This is a genomic window from Pseudomonas sp. MWU349 (genome assembly GCF_017947325.1).
Classification (GTDB): domain Bacteria; phylum Pseudomonadota; class Gammaproteobacteria; order Pseudomonadales; family Pseudomonadaceae; genus Aquipseudomonas; species Aquipseudomonas protegens.
The window spans coordinates 798,507-816,807 of record NZ_JAFEVP010000002.1; the positions used below are offsets into that span (position 1 = coordinate 798,507).

At 63.5% G+C, this 18,301-nt stretch carries 18 protein-coding genes; 10 read left to right on the forward strand and 8 right to left on the reverse strand.

Annotated features, from left to right (window positions below; all coding sequences use genetic code 11):
* Window positions 1-49 precede the first annotated feature (49 nt).
* Window positions 50-1,393: a SidA/IucD/PvdA family monooxygenase gene (locus tag KCG88_RS10905; protein WP_047289154.1), complete on the reverse strand. Its 1,344-nt coding sequence runs from the start codon at window positions 1,391-1,393 to the stop codon at window positions 50-52.
* Window positions 1,394-1,521: 128 nt separating this feature from the next.
* Window positions 1,522-2,145, reverse strand: a complete 624-nt coding sequence (locus KCG88_RS10910) for a glutathione S-transferase family protein (RefSeq protein WP_210712353.1) — start codon at window positions 2,143-2,145, stop codon at window positions 1,522-1,524.
* A gap of 84 nt (window positions 2,146-2,229) precedes the next feature.
* Here KCG88_RS10910 and KCG88_RS10915 point away from each other — a divergent pair, with 84 nt between their 5' ends.
* Together KCG88_RS10915 and KCG88_RS10920 are read left to right on the forward strand one after the other, a co-directional pair.
* A complete protein-coding gene (locus tag KCG88_RS10915) occupies window positions 2,230-3,075 on the forward strand; it encodes an AraC family transcriptional regulator (RefSeq protein WP_047289159.1) in 846 nt (281 codons plus the stop codon).
* Window positions 3,076-3,124: 49 nt separating this feature from the next.
* A complete protein-coding gene (locus KCG88_RS10920) occupies window positions 3,125-3,862 on the forward strand; it encodes a hypothetical protein (RefSeq protein WP_047289161.1) in 738 nt (245 codons plus the stop codon).
* Between the two features lie 107 nt (window positions 3,863-3,969).
* Here the strand turns inward: KCG88_RS10920 and KCG88_RS10925 are convergent, their stop codons facing one another.
* Entirely contained in the window at window positions 3,970-5,310 is a 1,341-nt protein-coding gene (locus KCG88_RS10925; protein ID WP_047337712.1) for an ATP-binding protein, read from the reverse strand.
* Entirely contained in the window at window positions 5,307-6,017 is a 711-nt protein-coding gene (locus tag KCG88_RS10930) for a response regulator (protein WP_047289165.1), read from the reverse strand. Before KCG88_RS10930 ends, KCG88_RS10925 begins: the two co-directional genes overlap by 4 nt.
* A 225-nt stretch (window positions 6,018-6,242) precedes the next feature.
* Between KCG88_RS10930 and KCG88_RS10935 the strand changes: the two genes are divergently transcribed.
* The gene (locus KCG88_RS10935) at window positions 6,243-6,515 is read left to right on the forward strand and encodes a hypothetical protein (RefSeq protein ID WP_241774765.1); all 273 of its coding nucleotides are present in this window, start codon (window positions 6,243-6,245) and stop codon (window positions 6,513-6,515) included.
* A 98-nt stretch (window positions 6,516-6,613) separates the two neighbouring features.
* Here KCG88_RS10935 and KCG88_RS10940 read toward each other — a convergent pair whose 3' ends face one another.
* The gene (locus KCG88_RS10940; RefSeq protein WP_210712354.1) at window positions 6,614-7,774 is read right to left on the reverse strand and encodes an MFS transporter; all 1,161 of its coding nucleotides are present in this window, start codon (window positions 7,772-7,774) and stop codon (window positions 6,614-6,616) included.
* A gap of 101 nt (window positions 7,775-7,875) precedes the next feature.
* Here KCG88_RS10940 and gcvA point away from each other — a divergent pair, with 101 nt between their 5' ends.
* From gcvA to KCG88_RS10955, 3 genes are all read left to right on the forward strand, one after another.
* Complete coding sequence (gene gcvA, locus KCG88_RS10945) at window positions 7,876-8,811, forward strand: transcriptional regulator GcvA (RefSeq protein WP_047289171.1); 936 nt, start codon at window positions 7,876-7,878, stop codon at window positions 8,809-8,811.
* A 107-nt stretch (window positions 8,812-8,918) separates the two neighbouring features.
* A complete protein-coding gene (locus KCG88_RS10950; RefSeq protein ID WP_210712355.1) occupies window positions 8,919-10,847 on the forward strand; it encodes an alkaline phosphatase D family protein in 1,929 nt (642 codons plus the stop codon).
* A 52-nt stretch (window positions 10,848-10,899) separates the two neighbouring features.
* Window positions 10,900-11,262: a hypothetical protein gene (locus tag KCG88_RS10955; RefSeq protein WP_179599957.1), complete on the forward strand. Its 363-nt coding sequence runs from the start codon at window positions 10,900-10,902 to the stop codon at window positions 11,260-11,262.
* A gap of 9 nt (window positions 11,263-11,271) precedes the next feature.
* Here the strand turns inward: KCG88_RS10955 and KCG88_RS10960 are convergent, their stop codons facing one another.
* The 3 genes from KCG88_RS10960 to KCG88_RS10970 form a co-directional block, all read right to left on the reverse strand.
* Entirely contained in the window at window positions 11,272-11,841 is a 570-nt protein-coding gene (locus tag KCG88_RS10960) for a hypothetical protein (RefSeq protein WP_210712356.1), read from the reverse strand.
* A 133-nt stretch (window positions 11,842-11,974) separates the two neighbouring features.
* The gene (locus KCG88_RS10965; protein WP_210712357.1) at window positions 11,975-14,023 is read right to left on the reverse strand and encodes a c-type cytochrome; all 2,049 of its coding nucleotides are present in this window, start codon (window positions 14,021-14,023) and stop codon (window positions 11,975-11,977) included.
* Window positions 14,024-14,237: 214 nt separating this feature from the next.
* Window positions 14,238-14,903, reverse strand: a complete 666-nt coding sequence (locus tag KCG88_RS10970; RefSeq protein WP_047337716.1) for a metalloregulator ArsR/SmtB family transcription factor — start codon at window positions 14,901-14,903, stop codon at window positions 14,238-14,240.
* A gap of 109 nt (window positions 14,904-15,012) precedes the next feature.
* Here KCG88_RS10970 and KCG88_RS10975 point away from each other — a divergent pair, with 109 nt between their 5' ends.
* The 4 genes from KCG88_RS10975 to KCG88_RS10990 all read left to right on the forward strand — a co-directional run bounded on the left by KCG88_RS10975 (window position 15,013) and on the right by KCG88_RS10990 (window position 18,296).
* Window positions 15,013-15,522 carry a DUF2938 domain-containing protein gene (locus KCG88_RS10975; RefSeq protein WP_210712358.1) on the forward strand — a complete coding sequence of 170 codons (510 nt, stop codon included), beginning with the start codon at window positions 15,013-15,015 and terminating at the stop codon, window positions 15,520-15,522.
* Window positions 15,523-15,562: 40 nt separating this feature from the next.
* A complete protein-coding gene (locus KCG88_RS10980) occupies window positions 15,563-16,081 on the forward strand; it encodes a hypothetical protein (RefSeq protein ID WP_210712359.1) in 519 nt (172 codons plus the stop codon).
* 265 nt (window positions 16,082-16,346) lie between these two features.
* Window positions 16,347-16,928 (forward strand): DedA family protein, encoded by a 582-nt coding sequence (locus KCG88_RS10985; protein WP_210712360.1) that lies wholly within the window; start codon window positions 16,347-16,349, stop codon window positions 16,926-16,928.
* A 120-nt stretch (window positions 16,929-17,048) separates the two neighbouring features.
* Window positions 17,049-18,296 carry an aspartate aminotransferase family protein gene (locus KCG88_RS10990; RefSeq protein WP_210712361.1) on the forward strand — a complete coding sequence of 416 codons (1,248 nt, stop codon included), beginning with the start codon at window positions 17,049-17,051 and terminating at the stop codon, window positions 18,294-18,296.
* The last annotated feature ends 5 nt before the right edge of the window (window positions 18,297-18,301 follow it).

The following is an 18,301-nucleotide window of genomic DNA, read 5'->3' on the forward strand; positions in this document are numbered from 1 at the left end:
GCTGCCTGCTCACATAAAGGGGTCGAGGTTCAGGATTCGATGCAGCGGCTCAAGCGATCTTTTCTGCAGCCTGGGCCAGGCCCAGTTGCTGGTTCAGCGAGTTGAAAATGTCCCGCGAGCGCAGCGACAGCAGGCTGAAGGAGCCTGCATCGCCATAGCCGTGGGAGGATTCGCACAGACCATTGAGGTATAACGCTGGCAGATGGCTGCCCTTGGCTGCGGCCAGGCTGTAGTCGCGCCCGATGCGGATCACGCCCTGAGCGTCGCTCTCCAGGTGTTCGGCCAGGTCCTTGAGGAGCGCCGGGTAGCGCTCTTCCTGGGGGCCGGTGCCGAGGTTGCGAAAACCCGTGGCCAGGACGATCGCGTCCAGCCCGCCCAGTTCCTCGGTGGCGTGGGTGCTGCTGTTGCGCAGCGACAGGCTGTAGCCCTCGCCGTCCGGCGTGCAGCCCTGGATCTCGCTGAGCCCCTTGATGATCACCCGCTCGCGGCCCTGCAGCTTGTCCTCATACATGCCCACGTAGAGTTCCTTGATTACGTCGGCATCGGCAGCGGAATAGTTGGTGTAGTGCAAGTGGCGGTTGATGTTCTTCTTCGCCTCGGCGGAGCTGTTGTAGTACTGGTCGACGAAGGACGGGAAGTACACGTGCTCGCTGAACTGGCTGGTGTCCTTGAGGCGGAAGCCGTAGCCGCGCTGCACGCTGACGATTTCCAGGTTCGGGTAGGTGTGGCGCAGGTGCAGGATGATTTCGATGGCGCTCTGGCTGCCGCCGACCACCGCCACGCGCTTGAGCTCACCCTTCTGGGCCAGGTTGGCCAGGCGCCCCAGGTACTGGGTCAGGTGGAACACTCGGTCCGCCGCCGCGTTGGCGAACACCTGGGGAATCACCGGGGTGCGGCCCGGGGCCAGGACCACGGAACGCGCCTGGTACTGCACGCCGGCCTGGGTGGTAATGGTGTAGAGGTTGCTGGCCGGGTCGACCTGGATCTGGCTCACGCTCTGGTTGTAGGCCACATCCCGGGCGAAAAAGCCGGCAACCCAGCGTACGTACTCGGCGAACTCGCTGCGCAGGGGAAACTCCAGCCCCAGGTTCAGGTGCTCGAACAGGCGGTCGTTCTCGAACAGGAAGTTGGTGAAGGTGTAGCGGCTGCGCGGGTTGCGCGGCGTTACCAGGTCACGGCTCGGGTGGTTCTGGATATCGCTGCCCGAGAGCATCATCTCCGGCTGCCATTGAGTGCTCGCGTGACGCTCGAGAAACAGCCGGGTGCCGGCAAATTCCATCTCTTCCATGGCGATGGCCAGGGCGATGTTCGCCGGGCCAAAACCGATGCCGATCACGTCGTAAACCTGCCCTTCACGGCCAACATCCTTGGCAGTCACTTTATGAACACTCATAAATTCCCCTTCCTGCAACAAAAGTCAGACTCGAAAAAGCAGAAAAAACACCAGGGTCTTTTCTGCCTTCCGTCAAATAGCCATTAATTTTTAGTTAGCGTTATTCGTTATAACTAGTTGGGCTTTTTTCAAACTTCTTCCGCAGCCAACTTCTGCCACTTTTGTACTGGCGGATAGGCCAGAACTTGTTCGACATAAGCCTGAAGTTGTGCCGGCACCGCCACACCATAACGACGGAAGCGGAACACCACCGGTACGAACATGGCATCGACGATGCCGAAGTCGCCGCACAGGAACTGCTTGGAGCCGCTGGCGTGGCGCAGGTTGGTCCAGATGTCGAAGATCCGCTGGATCTCTTGCTGGGTGTCGGCGGTCAGCGGCTCGGGGGTATCGCCGGTGTTCAGGCCGAAGGACATCTGGGTACGCAGGTTGACGAACCCGGAGTGCATTTCAGCCGCGGCAGCGCGGGCCTGGGCCTTGACCAGCGGGTCCTGGGGCCACAGGTTGGCCGCCGGATAGGCACCGGCAACGTACTCGCAGATGGCCAGGCTGTCGTTGATCACCACCTTGTCCAGCAGCAGTGCTGGCACCTTGCCCGAAGGCGAATAGCGCAGGATCTGCTGGCGGGTGTCATTCTGTTCCAGCTTGACCTGAAGGGTCTCGAAGGAAACGTCTGCCGTCACAAGAACCAGCCATGCACGAAATGACCATGAAGACTTTTTGTAATCCCCAATAACTAGTTTTGTAGGCATCACTTCCCCTAGCTCGCGTTGTGAAATGGGTGCTAAATTTAGCGGCCAACTTTTCCAACGTATTGCACAAAACTGGACAAACTCATGGATGAGCACCAACCCGGCAAAGTCTTTAGGCCAGACAAGGATTTCGTGCAGTTTTGGCGAATACCCGAAGGCGACTGTGAGTTGTTATCGGCGCGTTACAGCACTCAGTCTTTTGGCAGGCATTCACATGATCGGTACGCAGTAGGCGTTATAAGCAGCGGGGTGGAAAAACTCTTCTATAGAGGCAGCTACTACCTGGGCAGCGCCGGCAGCGTGGTCACCATCACCCCGGGGGAAATTCATGACGGCCTCCCCGGGCATGACCAGGGCTGGATGTACCGCATGCTTTACCTCGACCCGGGCTGGGTCAACCGGGTGATTTTCCAGGGCCGCTTCGGTGCCGAGCACATCCATCTGTTCCAGAATGCCCTGAACCTGGACCCCAGCTTTGCCCTGACCTTCCTCCAGCAACACCAGATCATCGAAAATTCCCCACCCAGCCTGGAGCGCGAATCCATCCTTCTGGACCTGGTGACCCAACTCTTCGAACGCAGCGGCGCCCCCATCGCCGCCATCGCCAGCGCCGAGCGCAGCGCCATCAAGTTCATCAAGAAAAAGCTCGAAGACGAATACGCCCGGCACATTCCCCTGGAGGAACTGGCGCAACTGGTGGACATGGACCCGCTGTACCTGATCCGCGTGTTCAAGAAGACCGTCGGCGTCTCACCCCACAGCTACCAGATCCAGAAGCGCGTGGCCCAGGTGCAGAACCTGCTGCGCACCGGCGCCAGCCTGGCGGAAGCCTCGTTCAGTTGCGGCTTCTTCGATCAGAGCCACATGACCCGCGCCTTCAAGAAGGTAGTGGGCATTACCCCCGGCAGTTTCCGTAATAGCCGCGCCTGAGGCGCGGCCTTCCTTCCCTGTTGTTCCCGTTTGAGCAAGGACCCGCTGCATGCCCACGATCCAAACCCCGGAATGCACCCAACTGCCGGCCGGCGCCGTCGCCTACCCCGATGCCCAGGAGGTGTTCGTCGCCGACCAGCAGGAACTGACCGAGCACCTGCTGCCCCTGCTGTCCATCGACGCCAACCTGATCAACCCCGACTGGTCAGGGCGCCTGCACCTGCTGAGCCCTATCGAACCCGATGAGGGGCTGGTAGGCGAATTGACGGCAGACTGCGGCTTTGGCAGTGAACTGCTGAAGACCAACTGGATCGGCTTCAAGATCGAGAACGGCCGCTACCGCCTGTGCGGCGACCCGCGCTACTTCTTCCTGCACCCGGGCAATGCCGATCTACCCGAGCCCCGGCGCAACGTGCGGGCCAGCCTGCAAAGCCACTACGCCCAAGAGCACGCCACCTACCAGGCTTCGCGCCAGCGCTACCAGAAGCTCGGCCGCCTGACCTGGCCGGAGGACAGCGACTACCACATGACCTTCATCGACCAGATGGCCGGCATCGCCGAGGGCTATGGCAACTGGGTGGAAACCGTGGAATTTCCCATGGATATCGTCGAAGCCACGGATGACAGCGGCGACATCGACGTCTGGCCCTTGAGCCCCGCGGGCCGACGCTTCGAGCACGCGCTCAGCGTACCGGCCAGCCACTACGGAATCAGCGGCGCCGACCTGATCGTGATGTTCTACGAACCGGTGGAAGGGCTGGTGCTGTTCTGCTTCGACTGGTCCTGAGTCGGCGCCAGTCATTGAGCCCAGGCCCATTGGCCGGCCTGGGCGCTCGAACGGCCTAGAAAGGCCTAGAAAGGCCCTTCGGGCCTTGTCGCAGCCTGCGGTCGCGGCTACAGCGGCAACTCCACCCGCGCCTCCAGGCCACCGCCTTCACGATTGAACAGCCGCAACTCGCCGCCGTGCTCGCGGACAATGGCCCGCGCTGCCGACAGCCCCAGGCCCACGCCGCCGGTGCTCTTGTTGCGCGAGCTTTCCAGCCGGAAGAACGGTGCAAACACCTGTTCCAGAGCCTCGGGTGGAATCCCCGGGCCACGATCGAGCACGCGCACCCGCACCTGGTCCGCCCCCTGCTCCAGCACGATGGCTGGCTGCACACCGTACTTGAGCGCGTTGTCCAGCAGGTTGGCCATCACCCGCTTGAGCCCCAGGGGCCGGCCGCAATACACCAGACGCGGCGGCCCGGTGAAGAGGATCTCCATGGACTGGTCGCGGTAGTCGTCCACCAGGGTCTGCAACAGTTCGGCCAGGTCGAAATGGGTGGCCTGCTCCAGTCGCGCATCGTCGCGAAAGAACTCCAGGGCTGAATTGATCATCGCCTGCATCTCGTCCACATCGCGGAACAGGCGCTGCTGCTGGTCGGCATCCTCGATGAACTCACCGCGCAGGCGCATGCGGGTCAGCGGTGTGCGCAGGTCATGGGAAATGGCCGCGAGCATCTGGGTGCGGTCCTTGATGAAGTGCTGCAACTGCGCCTGCATGGCGTTGAAGGCAAGAATCGCCTGACGGATCTCGTGGGGTCCCACCGGATCGATGGGCGGCGCACGAAAGTCCACGGCAAAGCGTCGGGCGCCCTGGGCGAACTGCTGCAGCGGCTTGGCCAGCCGGCGCGTGGCGATCAAGGCCACCAGGCCGGTGGACATCAGTACCAGGGCAATTACGATCAGGTTGCGCGTGCCCTCCTCCAGCCCCCAACTGCGCGACGCCGAAGAAAACATCAGCCAGCTTTGGTCGCTCAACTGCACCAGCAATGCGTAGCGGCCTTGATCGCTCCGCCAGTCGCTGGGCTGATAGGCCTCGATATGCCGCTGCGGTGGGCCGAGCAAGGCGCGAAACGCCTCGGAGCCGTCGCGGTATTCGGAGTCTTCCAGCAGCGGCAGATCCAGGCCCTGCCGTGTCGCCTGCCAGACAATGCTCAGGTGATCGGTGCTGACCGAAGCCGCCAACCGCGAGCGCTGGCCCGGCTCCGAGGCCTCGACCATGCGCACGATGGCCGCGGACTTTTCCAGCAGCCCGGTTTCCGCCAGGGGCGGATAAGCCCAGACCCCGGCCAACTGCACGAACAGCGCATTGAACGCCAGGGCCGTGAGCATGGCCATGATGATGGTCAGGGCGATCCAGCGCGCCACGGTGTCGCGCAGGCGATAACGCCACAAGGGCTTGATCAGCCTCACTGGCGGGTCACGCTGGGGGTGAACAAGTAGCCGCCGTTGCGCACCGTGCGAATCATCGCCGGGCGCTTGGTGTCGAACTCCAGCTTGCGCCGCAGGCGGCTGACCTGGACATCGATGCTGCGGTCGAAGGCGTCATGGGCCTGGCCCCGGGCCAGGTCCAGCAACTGCTCGCGGGTGAGGATGCGTTGCGGATGCTCGACAAACACCAACAACAGGTCGAACTCCCCCGCCGACAGCGGAATCATCACCTGCTCCGGCGAGCGCAGCTCACGGCGTGTCAGGTCCAACTGCCAGTCGGCGAACTTGATCAGAGGCCGCGGCACCTCGCCACTCAGTGGCCGGCTCTCCCCGGCCCGGCGCAGTACCGCCCGCACCCGGGCCAGCAGCTCACGGGCGTCGAAGGGCTTGCTCAGGTAATCGTCGGCGCCCATCTCCAGGCCCACCACCCGGTCGCTCAACTCGCCCATGGCAGTGAGCATGATCACCGGTGTGGCATGCTGCTGGCGCAAGCGCTGGCACAGGGTCAGGCCGTTATCGCCGGGGAGCATCAGGTCGAGGATGATCAGGTCCGGAACCTCCCGCTCCAGAGCCGCCCACAGCGACGCGCCATCGGTGGCCACCGCCACCTGATAGCCCTGTTGGACAAAGAATTTCTTCAGCAGAGCGAGGACTTCAATGTCGTCGTCCACGATCAAAAGACGGCTCACCAGCAGGCATCACTCAAAGGTCGGAAAGAGCCGTTATCTAAAACCATTCGGCGCGGCCCGTCATATATTTCAACGCTGTAACAAACCTTCAGGCGCGCAATAAAACAGACATCTTTGTGCAAGGTTCACCTGCCAGCATCGGCGTCCCCTTGCTGGAGAATCCTGACCATGCGCCTGCTCAACCCCGCTTCGGCCCCAGCCCCTCTTGCCGCAAAGGAGCTGCCCATGACCACCTGCGAACAACACGCCCTGATGCTGCTGCAACGCGTGACCAAGCTCGATAACGCCAGCCTGCATTGCCGCGAAGTCAGCCTGCGCATGTCCGAAGACCAGAATCATCTGGTGCTGACCCGCTACAGCGAGCACTACAGCCCCGAGGGCATGGAGTGGGTGGAGCGCAAGCACCGGGTGTCGGTGACCGACCTGCTGCGCTGGGTGATCGAGCAGGGCCAGCCGCAGAGTATTGAACGCGGAGAAGAACACAAGGCCTCGGCCTGAGGCCTGTAGGGGCGAGCCTGTTCGTGACGATCGCGAGCAAGCTCGCCCCCACAGAACTCCGTCAACTGATCTGACTGGCCGTGGCCACAAAGGCGCCCCTAAGCCTCTTCGGCAGATGCCTGTCTGCCCTCCCCTCCACGGATGCCAACCTCCCGGCACGCCAACGCACTCACCGCCAGACACCCCGCCGCCAGCGAATACACCCACACCGTGGGCGCCACCGGCAGCAGCAAGCCGGAGATCAAGGGCCCGACCCCGGCGCCGATATCCCGCCACACCGCATTGGCCGCCAAGGCCCGCACCCTGCCCGCCCCCGGATGCCGCTGTGCAACCACCGTGACCACCAGCGGCAATTGCAGGGCCCGTAACACCAGCACCAGGGCGCCGCCGACAATCAGCCAATGGCAACCAAAGCCCACCAGGGCCACAGAGGTCAGCAGGGAGAAGACGATCAGCATCCGCGTCGCGCCCCAGCGTTGTGCAGCGAGGCCTCCCAGGGGGCTCAGGAGCATTTCCGAAACGTAGCGCAGGGCCAGAAGCCCACCCGCCACCAGCACCGCATTACCCGCCATCAGCTGTTCGGCCTGCAGCGACAGGCCAATGATGAACAGACCATCCAGCACCAGCCCTTCGATAAAGGACCACAGCGCCACGCTGTCGGGGCGCTGAAAACGGCGGCTGGAACTGGCCAGTGGATGGGGTTTGCTCGGCAGCCCGAAGGCCAGGAGCAGGGCGACCAGCGACGTCAGGGCCATAAGAAGGAAGATCACTCGCGGGCCATATTCGACGCTGACCAACGCGCCCAGGGGCAAGGCCAGCATCGGCCCGGTGGCGATCAGCGCCCGGGAGCGGCCGGTGCGGCGGGCGGCGCCCGTAGGCTCGGCGGTGGCCATGACCTGGGTTGAAAGGTTGAGGGCGGCGTAGGTCAGGCCCCAGCCCAGGCGCAACAGCAGCAGCCACCAGAAGCCGGACAAGGTAGCGTAGCCCAGGGCACAGAGTGCAGCGGTGGCGGCGGCCAGTACGCAAACCGGGCGATCACCGCGCCGGGCGTAGAAGCGCATCACATGGCTGTAGCCGAAGATCCGCACCAGGCGGTTGGCTGCCAGCAACAGGCCGGCTTCGGCCAGGGTCACGCCGAAGGCTTCATGCTGCATGGGCAGCAGCAGGTAGAGCAAGGTGTCGCCGGGCAGGCACAGGCCAAGGATCGAGGCGGCGCGGGCGGAAGCCTTATCGGTGGTGCGGGCGTGGGTATCGGGCATGGCAGGCAAACCGGCAGGTCACGAACGGCGTTCAGCGTGACCTTCTGTGGCGACACTGACAAACGCTTTAATTGCGCCATACATGTGACTAAATTAGACACATGATCACTGACCTGCCGCCCCTGAACGCCGTCCGCGCCTTTGCCGCCGCTGCTCGCCATGAGAGTTTCAGCCGCGCCGCCGAAGAACTGCATGTGAGCCACAGCGCGGTGAGCCGCCATATCAAGTTGCTGGAAGAGCACCTGGGGGTGCTGCTGTTCGAGCGGCGCATCCGCCAGTCGGTGCTTACCCCTGCCGGGCAAGCCTTCCATGAGCAGGTCAGCGTGGCCCTGGCCCAGATCGCCAATGCCGCCGCCTCCCTGCGGCGCGGCGCGGCCCTGCGCAAGGTCACCATCAATGTGCGGCCGTCCTTCGCGGTGCGCTGGCTGATTCCCCGCTTGCCGCAGTTCATGGCGCTGTACCCGCAGATCCAGCCGGAGGTGGTGACCAGCACCCTGCTCCCGGACCCCGCCAAAGAAACCTTCGACCTGGTGATTCGCCGTGGCCGTTCGGGCTGGGCAACCACGCTGCAACCCCAACGCCTGCTGGAAGACGAAATCCTGGTGGTGGCAGCGCCGTCGCTGTTGCACCGCACAGCACTGAACAGCCCCGATGATCTGCCACGACATACCTTGCTGGTCAGCCGCACCCGCGCCAGCGACTGGCAGAAGTGGCTGGAGCACTGCGGCCTGAAACCGCTGCGCACCTCGCCGACCTTGCATTTCGACCATATGCACTTTGTGCTCCAGGCCTGCGTCGACGGGCTGGGCCTGGCGCTGTGCCCGGCCTCGTTGCTGGCCAAGGACCTGGCCAGCGGCCGCCTGATCTGCCCCTTGCCGGACCTGCGCCAGCCCCTGACCCGCTATTACTACGCACTGACCAGTGATGCGGCCCCCGAAGCCCAGGTGTTTATCGACTGGATGCTGGCGCAGATTCGCCAGGACGCCATGGATAATCAGGTACAACAGCTTGCGGGCAACGCAGGCCAACGCCCATAAATAATCGGATACAAAAGCCTTGCTCCAGCCCGCGCAACCGACGTTTCTTCGACATGGGCTGCGCTACCATTTCGCCCCCTTTGCAACCGCTAGAGATCCCACAGCAGATGCTCCCAACCTCGCCCCCCACAGCCCCGCCTCCTGTTCTCGCCGGCCCGTTGCTGCGCCGCCTGGAGCCGAGGCGGCTGGTGCTGTGGCTGGTGGGTTCCAGGGCGTTAGCGCTGACCCTGCGCCTGCAGCCCGCTGGCAGCGCGACTCTGGATCTGGCCCTCGACCCGCAGCAATGCCAGGTCATTCCCGTCGGTCGCCATGCCTTTGTCCACCTGATCGATGTGGCACTGGACGATGCCCTGCCCCTGGACGTGACGATCGCCTATGACCTGCTGGTCAACGATGCCGATGACGCTGCTCAGGCTATTGCCGATTGGGCGCCGCACTTGCTGTATGGCGATGGCAGGACCCCGGAGTTCGTGCTCCACAGCCGCATCGACAACCTGCTCCACGGCTCCTGCCGCAAGCCCCATCACCCGTCCGCTGACGGCTTGCTCTGCGTCGACCGCCTGCTGGCGCAACAACCCGAGCCTGCACAACGCCCGGCCTTGTTGATGATGAGCGGCGACCAGGTGTACGCCGACGATGTGGCCGGGCCCATGTTGCGGGCCATTCACGCCCTGATCGAGCGCCTCGGGCTGTTCGATGAACAACTGGAGGGCGCCGTGGTGGCCGACAGTCAGGCGTTGTACCGCCATGGCGCCAGCTACTACCAGCGGGCCGAATTGCTCCCGGCGTTGAAGAGCAATGAAACCCTGCGCGAGCGGTTTTTCGGCGGGGTGAAAAAACCGATCTTCACCAGCAGCAATGCTGACAACCACCTGGTGACTTTCGCCGAGGTAATGGCCATGTATCTGCTGGTCTGGTCGCCGTTGCCCTGGACCCTGATCACGCCACAGCCGCCGCGACTGGCACCGGAACAACAGACGCGCTACACCCGGGAACAGCAGCGCATCGACGAGTTTGTCCAGGGCCTGAACGGTGTCGCACGAGTCTTTGCCCACCTGTCGTGCCTGATGATCTTCGATGACCACGACATCACCGACGACTGGAACCTCAGCGCCCAATGGGAGGAAACCGCCTACGGCCATCCCTTCTCCAAGCGCATCATCGGCAACGCGCTGCTGGCCTACATGTTGTGCCAGGGCTGGGGCAACAACCCGGATGCCTTCGCCCAACTGCTGGAACACACCCGGGCCTTGAGCGCCACGGCACAAGCCTCGGACCACCTGCTGCAACGTCAGCCCCAGGACGATCTGATCGACCAATTGCTGCGCTTTGCGCAATGGCAGTACGTCTTGCCCAGCACCCCGGCCCTGGTGGTGCTGGACACCCGCACCCGGCGCTGGCGCAGCGAGTCCAACCTGGGCCAGCCCTCGGGCCTGCTGGACTGGGAGGCCCTGAGCGAACTGCAACACGAGCTGCTGGATCACCCCTCGGCGATCATCGTTTCACCGGCGCCGATCTTCGGTGTCAAGCTGATCGAAACGGTGCAGAAGGTCTTCAGTTGGTGCGGCTACCCGCTGCTGGTGGACGCGGAAAACTGGATGGCCCATCGCGGCTCGGCCCAGGTGATACTGAATATCTTCCGTCACTCCCGCACCCCGGGCAGCTACGTGATTCTCTCGGGGGATGTGCATTATTCCTTCGTCTACGAAGTGCTGATCCGTCACCGCCAGGGCGGCCCACGGATCTGGCAGATCACCAGCAGCGGCATCAAGAACGAATTCCCCGCCGCCCTGCTGGAATGGTTCGACCGCCTCAACCGCTGGCTCTACTCGCCGCGCTCGCCGTTGAACTGGTTCACCAAACGCCGGCGGATGAAGGTCATTCCCCATGTGCCCGAGCATGCCCAAGCCGGAGAACGACTGTGGAATTCCTCAGGGATAGGCCAGGTGTTTTTCAATCAGCAGGGCCAGCCGGTGACCATCCTCCAGCACAATGCCAATGGCGCGGCGCCGACCCGGATGATCGCCCCAAGATAGAATCCGCCAGCGCGCCAGGCAGATCCCCGAAAGCCCAAGGAAGGAGCACCGCGTGTCATCAGACATCACCCCGAAGCAGCGGGACGATATTCGCTACGTGCTGTCGGACGCCTTTGTCGATAACGAGGTGGACTACGCCTACATCGCCCGCGAAACCCAGGCTTATGACCGGGCCGAGGTCGAGCGCATTCTCTACGAAGAGGTGGCGCCGGTGTGCTACATCAACCTGATGGCGGTGATCCCGGAAATCTGGATGGGCTTCGCCCGCGAGCCCTTGCTGGAGGAGATCGAGGCAAGCCTGGCGCTAAGGCGTAACAGCCGCTGGCAGGCGTTTCGCGGGCGCTTGTTCATCCGCTGGATCCGCTTTCGCGGCGCCTACATCTGGGAAGAGATCTGCAAGCACTACGCCCCCTAGACTCACGCCCTATTGCGTTTTGGCGCGGCACAGATCGGTGGGGCGCAGAACCACCAGGTCCGGCAGCGCCTCGCCACGCTCATCGATCTTGCGCAGCCTCGCGGTGCACATCTGGTCCTGGAGAAACTCCATCTGATAGGTCGCGCCGGCTTCGGGCACGAAGGTCACGCTTTGTTCGCACACGGAGCGGTAATCCTTATCCATCCCCGGTTCAGTGTTGTAGAACATAAAGGCGAACGGACGATTGGCCGGGATCTTCAGTTCGTTGGCGCCAAAGCCTTCCTGGCGACGCATGCGGTCGGTCGCGGCGGTCATGGGAATGCCCAGATTGCGGAAATTTGGGTGGGCGATGCCACGATGGGGCCGAACCATCAGCCCCGACGCAGGCTTGCTCCAGTCGATGCAATCGCTGTAGGGCACACCCCGCACCAGCCCCTGGGCGACGATGCGGATCAGCGCGGTCTCACCGGCATCGGCCGGCACACGGTAGCTGACGGTGGTGGCTTTGAGGGCAGAGACAAAAGCACAACCGCCCAGGCCCAGGGACAGGCTGAGCAACAGGATCGAGCGAAGCCGCATAGTTCATCCTTGAGGGACCGACAGCGAAGGCTGGCGAAAAAGGATGGCAATCTTACCTCGGCGCCAGGGAGCATCGGCAGATTTTTCTACGGGCCCTGTAGCCGCAGCCCAATGCGGCTACAGGGCCAAGCCCTCAGTAGCGAGCGTCCGCCGGCCGGCCGCCGTTGGGCCAGTCCTTGACCTTGTCCGGGAAGTCCGGGCGCGGCTGGTGGGAGAAGTATTCGGCCACGTCCAGGGCCTCCTGGTCCGAGAGGCCGCCCTGGCCCAGGGGGAATTTTTCGTGGAAGCCAATCGGCATGTTGCGTTTGACGAAGGCCGCCGCGGTGTAGGTGCGGGCCATGCCGGCGCCGATGTTAAAGGATTGATCGCCCCACAGCGGCGGGAAGATCAGGCTACCGTCGGCGCGTTTCAGGCCCTCACCGTCAGCTCCGTGGCACACCGCGCATTGCTTGGCGTACACCTGCTTGCCATTGTCGGCATTGGGCTTGAGGGCCGGGTCGATCTTGCCCACGCCGCGCCCGGCCACCTTGTCTTCTGGGCGGGTGTTCATTTTCATCCACTGGAAGTAAGCCACCATGGCTTGCATGTCGGCGCCGTTCACCGGCAGCGGCTTGCCGTGCATGGAGCGGCGGAAGCAGCCGTTGATGCGCTCTTCCAGGGTGATGGTCTTGCCCGCCCGCGGCGCGTAGCCGGGGAAGAACGCCGAGACACCGACAAAGGGTGAGCCGTCGGCCACGGTGCCAGCGTTGAGGTGGCAGCTGGTGCAATTCAGCGAGTTGCCGACGTTGTCCGGCAGCAGGGCCTTGGTTTCCAGGTGCAGGCGCATGCCGCGCACCACCTGTTCGGCATTCGGCGCCGCCAGCAGGTTGGCCAGGCGCGGGGTTTCGAACAGGGTGTTTTCCACTTGCGGGCTCAGTTGCGCACGCATCTTTTTCACTTGCTCGGCGCTGATGGCCGAACCGTTGTTGCCCCAACTGCTGCGGACAAAACTGAGGATCTCGGCGATCTCCCCGTCAGCCAGCTGGGCAAACCCGGGCATGGTATAGACCCGTGGATGAGCCGCGGTCTGGGCGGTCTTCCAGCCGGTCAGGGTGATGTGCAGCAGGGAGGTCGGGTTGGCCGAAGCGACGCTGGGGTTGCCCGCCAGGGACGGGAACATCTGCGGCACGCCGGCGCCATCCTGGCGATGGCAGTCGGAACAGAACTGCGCGTAGCCCAGGCCACCGCGAGAGGTGAACAGGTTGCTCGGCGGGGCCGCCGGTGTCAGGGCCACCGAGGGCATCGGCAGGTCATCTTTGCCGGCCGGCAAGGACTTGAGGTAGGCGGCGATGGCGGTCAGGTCGGCGTCGGTGAAATGCTGGGTGCTGTGGTGGATCACATCGGCCATGTTGCCGGACACCGTGGCGAAGCGGTTCTGCCCGGTCTTGAGCAATTGCACCGTATCTTCCACGGTCCACAGGTTGCGCAGGCTCAGGGCCCGCCACTCTTCCACCGTCTCGCCGGCCAGGTAATGCTGGCCGCCGGACTCGGTGTCGCTCATGGCCTTCTCCTGGAAGGCAATGCCCCGTGGCGTATGGCAGGAGCCGCAGTGGCCCAGGCCCTGGACCAGGTAGGCGCCGCGATTGAGCTGGTCGTCCTTGGCCGGGTCAGGCTTGAAGGGCTGCTTGTCGACGAACGCCAGGTTCCAGAACCACAGGCCCCAGCGCTGGTTGAAGGGGAAACCCATGTCGGCTTCCAGGTTGCCCTGGGCTACGGGTTCCACCCCATGCATCAGATAGGCGTAGAGGGCGCGCATGTCCTCTTCGGTCATCTTGGCGTAGGACGGATAAGGCATGGCCGGGTACAAATGACTGCCGTCAGGGGTTACGCCTTCGCGCATGGCCCGGTCGAATGCTTCGAAGCTGTAGGTGCCAATGCCGGTGTCTTTATCCGGGGTGATGTTGCTGGAGTAGATGGTGCCCATGGGCGTCTTCAGCTCAAGGCCACCGGCCATGGTGGCTCCGCCCTTGGCGGTGTGGCAGGCAATGCAGTCGCCGAGCTGGGCCACGTACTGGCCACGCTGGATCAACTCGGAATCTGGGGTGGAGGCCGCCGCTGCCGGGGTCGGCTCGCTGGCATGCAACAGGGGTACGCAGAGCAACGCAGCGCCCAGAAGGCACAGGCGTGACAGAGAAAAAGCCATCAGGTTATTCCTTTAAAATCCGCCTGGGGTGGTCCCCTCGGCCGATATCCACAAAGGTTTTTATTGGTTATCCCGGCCTTCACGGTACAGGCCCGGGGCTCGATACCTTGTGGGTCCGAGCCTGATGCCCTTGTAGCGGATTTTTCTGAAAACCCTGTTGATATGGATCATGGCGTCCTAGGCAATGTCCTGTATGCCCGCCTATGTGACGCTTTTACTCGCGGGTTTCCACCCTCAATCCCGCCGCTTGCCAATCGGTGAACCCCTGGTCCAGGCGCCGCACCTTGAAGCCCTTGGCCCGTAGCAGGGCCGCGGCATTCTGTGACAGCACGCAGTAGGGGCCGCGGCAATAAGCCACCAGCTCCTGATCAGCGGCCAATTCGGCCAGACGCTGTTCCAGCTCCTCCAGCGGGATGTTGATTGCCCCGGGCAAATGCCCTTGAGCGAACTCCTGCGGCGAACGCACGTCCAGCAGGGTCATGCCGCCTTCCTGCAAGCGTTGACGCAATTCCTCACGGGAGATGCCCTCCAGTCGCATGGGTTGCTGCTCACTGTCGGCCAGCAGTTGGCGAATCTGCCCATGGTTGTAATCGACGTACTGACGCAAGGCGCCCAGCAAACTGGCCAGTGGCCCCTGGCTGAGGCTGTAGAGCACCCGCTTGCCATCGCGCCGGGTCTGCACGAAGCCGCCTCGCCGCAACTGCTGCAGATGCTGGGAGGTATTGGCCACCGACAAGCCCGAGGCCTCCACCAGACGCTCCACCGGCAGCTCGCCGCGAGCCATGTGCTCCAGCAGGATCAGACGGTGGTGGTGGCCCAGGACACGCGCCAACTCAGCCATTTCGGCCAGAGGCTGCTGGGGGGAAATCGAATCGCTCATTGACAGTTCCTGCTGCTTTAATGATTATTCAATCAATTAATTGAATGAAACCTTATCACACCCGTGCACAAGGCTGAAGCACAGCCCGTCGCACTTCAAGGAGTCCTTGATGCATGAATTCGTCGCGTTGATGTTACAGGCGCTGCTGTTGGGCATCGGCGCCACCTTGATCCTCGATCTGTGGACGCTGTTTCTGGCGCGAGTGTTGAACATTCCTGGCGCGAATTGGGCCATGGTCGGCCGCTGGATCGGGCATTTTCCTCGTGGGAAGTTTGTGCACCAAAGCATCGCCCAGGCCAATGCAGTACCCGGGGAGCGGGCACTGGGCTGGCTGGCTCACTACCTGATCGGCGTCGTCTTTGCTGCCCTGTTGCTGCTGATCTGCGGCCTGGAGTGGGCGCGGCAACCGACCCTGGCACCGGCCCTGATCATCGGCGGATTGACGGTGGCTGCGCCGTTCCTGCTGATGCAACCGGGCATGGGCGCCGGGATCGCGGCGAGCAAGATGCCCAAGCCGAATGTGGCCCGGCTGCGCAGCCTGATGGCGCATTCGGTGTTCGGGCTGGGCTTGTACATGGCGGGGATGTTCTGGGCGTGGGTGTTGGGGCAGACTGCGTGACCTCAGCCCAGAGGCCGAGCATGCCCAGAGAGATCGATCGATGAAGCCACCTGTATGCGACCTGTGCCACAACGATTTTTCCTCGGAGATGTGCCATGCCGGAAGTGGTGGCGGCATGGTGCAGTTCGCCGATTATCGCCCGCTGGGCAAAGGGTGCGCGGGGCACCCTCATGGCTACGAGTGGTTCTGCGATGAACATCTGGCCAGTGCCCGGGCCCTGGCTTGGCTGAGCCATAGCAATGCCAGGGCAGTGCTGACCCGGCAGTATGCTCCGCTTGCGGACTACCCGCCCCTCGCCCCCAGTGATCCAGCACTCTGGATCACCGAGGTGGGCCCCAACCCCGCGAAGATCTTCGCGCTGATCAGGCAAGCCATGGGCGTCAGCCCCAACGTGGCCAGAAACTTGCTGAGCGGCGTCCCCTTCAAGGTGATCCAGGCCTGGCCGCAACAGTTCAGGGTCTGGCAGGAAGCCCTGATTCAAGCCGGCGCCCAGGTTGAAGTACGCTATCCCTCGTCTAAGTCCGCCAGGACCGGGCAAGCCGACGCAGATAACGACTGATCCTGCTCGCGCATCCAGTCTGCACGCACAGGGGCTTTCACATACCCGCTGAACCCAGTTTGCTCCACACAAGCAATATCCGTAGGTCTAGCCGTGTCCGCCGCCGAAGCTGGCGTCTACGCTGGGTTCTGATGGACCGGCAGGCACCCTGGCGGTACCTGCGCTGGAAGATCCCGGGCACTTGTGCCGGTGAAAGGAATCAGAGCCATTTGTAACCTGATCATCGCCCGGCTTGTTTTCATGCCCCCTGCGGAAGCCCTTGCCCATGCTCGAACACCTCGACCTCAACGCGCTGATCGCCGCCTACGGCTACTGGGTGATCTTCATCGGCTGCCTGCTGGAAGGCGAAACCGTGTTGATTCTCGGCGGCATGGCGGCGCATCAGGGTAGCCTGCAATGGCCGCAAGTGATTGGCTGGGCCACCCTGGGGGGCATCCTCGGCGATCAGTTGCTGTTCTGGACCGGGCGCTATGGCGGGGCGCGCCTGCTGCCCAAGCTCAAGCACCATCAGGCGGCCATCGAACGGGTCCAGGGGCTGATCCAGCGCTACCCTTCGACCTCGGTGTTCGCCGTGCGCTTTCTCTACGGCATGCGCCTGGTGGGCCCCATGGTGATCGGCGCCAGTGGCCTGGCGCCCTGGCGTTTCGCCCTGCTCAATGTGCTGGGGGCTGCGGTCTGGGCCATTCTGTTCGTCAGCGCCGGCTACTGGGCCGGCGAAGCCTTGCAGCATTTTCTTGGCGACCTGAAACCCTATCGCCTGCCAATCTTCCTCGGGGTGATAGCACTGGTGGTCCTTGCGGCACTGGTGCGGCATTTGCGTAATAGGCACAAGGCCCAACAGCACTGAGACAATGGCTTCGGCACATCGGGAATTTTCATACTGACCCGGCAACTTTATTTCGTTTGTCCAGGGCCCCCGGCCCCGGCTTAGATAACGGCTTGTTTCCGGCACCCAGAGCCCGCATCCATGAGCCACGAGAACATCAGCCGTTCGATCTCCACCGTCCACCCGATCCGCCTCAGCCACGGACGCAACACCGAGGTCTGGGACATCGATGGCAAGCGCTACATCGACTTTGTCGGCGGTATCGGCGTGCTCAACCTCGGGCACTGCCACCCACGCATAGTCTCAGCCATCCAGCAGCAGGCCACCCGGCTCACCCACTACGCCTTCAATGCCGCGCCTCACGGACCCTACATCGAGTTCATGCAGCGCCTGGCGGACTTCATCCCGGTGAGTTACCCGGTCAGCGGCATGCTCACCAACAGCGGCGCCGAGGCCGCGGAAAACGCCCTGAAGATCGTGCGCGGAGCTACCGGGCGCAGCGCGGTGATCGCCTTTGACGGAGGCTTCCATGGGCGCACCCTGGCCACCCTCAACCTCAACGGCAAGGTCGCGCCCTACAAGCAGAAGGTCGGCGTGCTGCCGGGGCCGGTGTATCACCTGCCCTACCCCAGCGCCGACAATGGCGTCAGCTGCGACGAAGCGCTGAGGGCCATGCAGCGCCTGTTCAGTGTGGAAATCGATGTCGAGGAAGTGGCCTGCTTCATCTTCGAACCGGTGCAGGGCGAAGGCGGCTTCCTGGCCCTGGACGCCACGTTCGCCAGGGCCTTGCGCAGCTTCTGCGATGAACATGGCATTTTGCTGATCGCCGACGAGATCCAGTCCGGCTTCGGCCGCACCGGGCAACGTTTTGCCTTCTCCCGCCTGGGCATCGAGCCGGACCTGATCCTGCTGGGCAAGAGCATTGGCGGCGGGGTGCCGCTGGGCGCCGTGGTGGGGCGCAAGGAATTGCTCGATGTGTTGCCCAAGGGCGGTCTGGGGGGGACCTACTCGGGCAACCCGATTGCCTGCGCGGCGGCGCTCGCAACCCTGGATGAAATGACCGACGAGCACCTGCAAGCCTGGGGCGAGCGCCAGGAGCGGGCGATCGTGCAGCGCTATGAGCATTGGAAAAGCAGTGGGCTCTGCCCCTTCCTGGGCCGCCTGACGGGGGTGGGAGCCATGCGCGGCATCGAGCTGGTCAATGCCCGGGGCGAACCGGCGCCAGAGCAACTGAGCACGCTGCTAAGCAGCGCCCGGGATGCGGGCCTGCTGCTGATGCCCAGCGGCAAGTCGCGGCACATCATTCGCCTGCTGGCGCCCTTGACCACCGAGCCTGAAATATTCGAGGAGGGCCTGGATATTCTCCAGGAGTGCCTGGCGCGCCTGTGATTCCC